Below are 3,374 nucleotides of genomic sequence, written 5' to 3'. Positions count from 1 at the left end.
CGGAAGGAACAACGGCTGTCCTGCGGATGGAGCGGTGTTACGACCTTTTGTGTCGTGTTGGGGAATGTTTCGGCACAACCTAATCGGGTTCCGCCAACCCGTCAAGAATCCCGTAACAATGACTAAGGTGGCGTCCTCTCTGCGCTTCTCGCGCCCGAGTGGACGGAGTGCCCGACCATCGACATCGTCATCGATATCGCTCGGCGAGCCGTGCGGGGTCCGCACCCAGCGCGTAGGCCAGCCGCAGGCGCCACATCAGCAGGATGGTCCGCGCGATCCCCCGCTCCTCCCAGCGCCGGCTGGACGTGGTGACTCGCTCGCGGAGGCACAGCGGCGGGCCGAGCCGCTTCAGCGCCGTGGACATCGCCACGTCTTCCATCAGCGGAATCGGCGGGAAGCCGCCCGCGCGCCGGAACCAGTCCGCGCGGACGAAGATCGCCTGGTCGCCGGTCGCGATGCCGGTGGGGCGCGACCGCAGGCTGATCATCCGCTCCACCACCCGCAGCGGGCGCGCCGCGCCGCTCAGCCGCACGTCGAAGCGCCCCCAGCCGCGTCCCGTCGTCCTCATTCCATCCAGCACCAGGCGGTCCACGCCCGGTGGAAGAAGCGTGTCCGCGTGAAGGAAGAGAAGCACGTCGCCCGCTGCCGCCGCGGCGCCCGCGTTCTGCTGTGCAGCGCGGCCTCGCGGGGAGGCGATCACCCGATCCGCCATCGGCCGTGCAATGTCAGGCGTGCCGTCGGAGCTTCCTCCATCCACCACCACTACCTCGTGACCGCGCGCTCGCAACGGCTGCAAGGGCGCGAGCGTGGCCTGGATGGCGGCCGCCTCGTTCAACGCGGGGATGATGATGGAGATGCGCGGCATGGATCGGTGGGCGGGGAACGGACGAGGGCTCCCTTCTGGCGAAAGGAGCCCTATCGAGCCGCTGTTCGGCTGAACCTACTGGCGGGTGCCGGCCCGCCCCTGTGACACCACGCGGCTGCCGACCAGGCGCCCCGCGGCGTCGAGCGTGAACTCGATCACCGCGCCGGTCTGGTCCCGCACCTGGCGCACCACCTGGCCGCCCTGGCCCGCCGTCTGGCGCAGCACCGGAAGCGTGAGCAGGCTGCCGACGACGCGCGAGCCCGCCACGCCGCCCGCCGTGTCCAGCGTCTGTTCGACGATGTTCCCCGATGCGTCCACGGTGCGCGTCACCGTCTGGCCCAGCGTGTTCACCGTCTGCGAGAGCAGGCCGCCGGGCTGCGTGATGTTGTTCAGCGTCTGCCCCACCGTTCCCGCCAGGCCGCTGACGGGCCCGCCCGGCTGCAGCGCGGTGTTGGCGACGCCACCCACCGTGTTGACCGTGTTGTTGACGGTACCCGTGAGCTGGCTGATGATCTGCGGGTTGGCGTCGATGAAGGCCAGCGCGCGCTCCACCACCTGCACCACGTTGTCCAGGTCCACCAGCAGCAGGGCCTGCGCCCGGACGCCGTTGATTCCCAGGTTCACCTCGGCGATCTGCACGTCGGCGCCGGCGTTGACGCGCACCAGGTTGGCGACGCGGGCATCCAGCGCCACGCGGGCCTGCAGGTTGTTCACGTTCAGCCGCACCCGGTCTACGCACAGGTTGGGGATGTCGAGCACCACGTCGTACTCCGCGGCCCGCCCCGTGGGCCCGGTCGCCTGGCGCGCCGCCGCGGTCCCCGTCGCCTGGCGCCCGGCCGCGGGCCCCGCCTGGCAGCGCACGACGCTGCGGTTGCCCTGCGCGGCCACGTCGGCCACCGACAGCGTTGCAGCGAGCAGAGCCGCCCAACCCATCACCTTGCGCATTGCGCCCTCTCCCCCGGGATCGTCCAGTTTACGGCGTCGGATTGCCTCTCGGCTCCAGCAAAATCGAAGCCGTTCCATCCATCCACCACGGGCACGGAACTTGACTTCCGGCACGGCCGGCGCGGCACGCACCCTGGCCCGGCATTTCGATGATCTGGACGATCGCCCGCACCCTTGCAGTCACGGTTGTCCTGGCCGTATTCGCCGCTCCGGCGGGTGCGCAGGCGGGCGCGTGCGCGGCGGCGGGCGACTGCGCGGCGGCCCAGCCGGCTCGCGCGCCGGACGTGGCGATCTCGGCTTCCGTCACCGCACGCGAGCTGACCTTTCAGTCCAGCCCGCGCGCGAGCGTCCGACTGACTGGCTGCGCCCTGCCGGACACCGTTCGCGTCACCGAGCGCAGGAATCTGCCCGCACCCGTGCAGCCGGGCGTCGTGTACCGCGACGTGCACGTGGCGGTAGAGGTGCACGCCTGGGTGGATGCCGAGTGCCTGCTGGGCGGGCTGGACGTGTTGAAGCAGCCGTCCTCGGCGCCGCCGGCTGGCGCGCCGGTGCGGGATCCCGCGACGTGCCTGCAGGTCGATGCGCCGCAGCGGCCATCCGCGGCGCCACGATGAAGATCGTCACGCCGCCCGGATCGTCCGGGCGCGATGGACACGACAGGAGAATGAGCCGATGATGCGCCAGTGGACCACGGTTGCCTCGCTCGCCGCGGTGATGCTCGCGGCACCCGCCGCCGCGCAGGTGACCACGGACACGGTACGCGCGCCGCGCACGCTGGGCTCGCCCACGCAGATCCAGGGCACCGCGACGCGCGACGGGCGCACTCCGCCCGCCACCGCCCGGACGGGCCAGCTGGGCACGCCGCATTACGACGTGGTGCTGGAGGTGCCCGAGCTGTCGGTCGACTCCCTGGGCCTCACCGTCGCCGGCCTGCAGGCTCACCTGTCGCTGAACGCCAATGCCGCCAGCCTGGTGTCGCTCACCGCCGGGGCGGACGTTTCCATCGATCGCGTGGAACTGCAGATCATGGGCGTGCTGGCCCAGGCGTTCCTGTACATCGACCTGGACAACGTCACGCGCATCGTGGACCGCGTGCTGGCCACGCTGGAGCGCAATCCGCAGCTCTTCACGCAGCTGCTGTCCACGGTCGACAACACGGTGAACACCGTCGGCGGGGTGGCGAACACCGCGCTGCAGCCGGGCGGCGTGGTCGGCCAGATCGGCGGCCAGGCGCAGCCCGCACAGCCGACGCGTCCGCGTCCCTGATCGAAAGGATCGCCGGGGCTGCGGACCTCCGCTGCCCCGGCATCGCTCCGCCCCCCCAGTCCCCCCCACGGTACGTCATCCCGAGCGCATCAGCCCGGCCGCAACTCGCACCTCCGTCAGAGCGTGGCCCGCCACGAGGCCCTGCGCACCACCACCCGCGGTGCGCGCCTGTCATCCCGATGGAGCGACCTCCCGATACCCTGCCCGGCGACGAACTCCGCAGCGACTGAGGGATCCGCCACACACCGCGCCTTTTCCATCGGTGGCTACCGGATGCGCCGAAGCCTGTTTTCGTCCT

Annotated in this window: 4 protein-coding genes; 2 read left to right on the top strand and 2 right to left on the bottom strand. The window is 71.2% G+C overall.

The features are described 5' to 3' along the window. Positions 1 to 187 precede the first annotated feature (187 nt). Both VIB55_RS03145 and VIB55_RS03140 read right to left on the bottom strand, forming a co-directional pair. Positions 188 to 865 carry a TIGR04283 family arsenosugar biosynthesis glycosyltransferase gene (locus tag VIB55_RS03145; protein WP_331875210.1) on the bottom strand — a complete coding sequence of 226 codons (678 nt, stop codon included), beginning with the start codon at positions 863 to 865 and terminating at the stop codon, positions 188 to 190. A 75-nt stretch (positions 866 to 940) separates the two neighbouring features. Further along, positions 941 to 1,810 (bottom strand): hypothetical protein, encoded by an 870-nt coding sequence (locus VIB55_RS03140; RefSeq protein ID WP_331875209.1) that lies wholly within the window; start codon positions 1,808 to 1,810, stop codon positions 941 to 943. Positions 1,811 to 1,959: 149 nt separating this feature from the next. Here VIB55_RS03140 and VIB55_RS03135 point away from each other — a divergent pair, with 149 nt between their 5' ends. Then, complete coding sequence (locus VIB55_RS03135) at positions 1,960 to 2,424, top strand: hypothetical protein (protein ID WP_331875208.1); 465 nt, start codon at positions 1,960 to 1,962, stop codon at positions 2,422 to 2,424. Between the two features lie 58 nt (positions 2,425 to 2,482). Then, complete coding sequence (locus tag VIB55_RS03130; protein WP_331875207.1) at positions 2,483 to 3,076, top strand: hypothetical protein; 594 nt, start codon at positions 2,483 to 2,485, stop codon at positions 3,074 to 3,076. Positions 3,077 to 3,374 lie beyond the last annotated feature (298 nt).

It is taken from the genome of Longimicrobium sp. (assembly GCF_036554565.1).
Taxonomy (GTDB): Bacteria; Gemmatimonadota; Gemmatimonadetes; order Longimicrobiales; family Longimicrobiaceae; genus Longimicrobium.
The sequence above is the reverse complement of the archived record's forward strand: the minus strand, read 5'-3'. Positions and strand labels throughout refer to the sequence as shown.

What these genes read in the sequence shown, in the direction of transcription:
- VIB55_RS03145 (WP_331875210.1), bottom strand. Translation starts at nt 865, where the DNA reads ATGCCGCGCATCTCCATCATCATCCCCGCGTTGAACGAGGCGGCCGCC.
- VIB55_RS03140 (WP_331875209.1), bottom strand. Translation starts at nt 1,810, where the DNA reads ATGCGCAAGGTGATGGGTTGGGCGGCTCTGCTCGCTGCAACGCTGTCG.
- VIB55_RS03135 (WP_331875208.1), top strand. Translation starts at nt 1,960, where the DNA reads ATGATCTGGACGATCGCCCGCACCCTTGCAGTCACGGTTGTCCTGGCC.
- VIB55_RS03130 (WP_331875207.1), top strand. Translation starts at nt 2,483, where the DNA reads ATGATGCGCCAGTGGACCACGGTTGCCTCGCTCGCCGCGGTGATGCTC.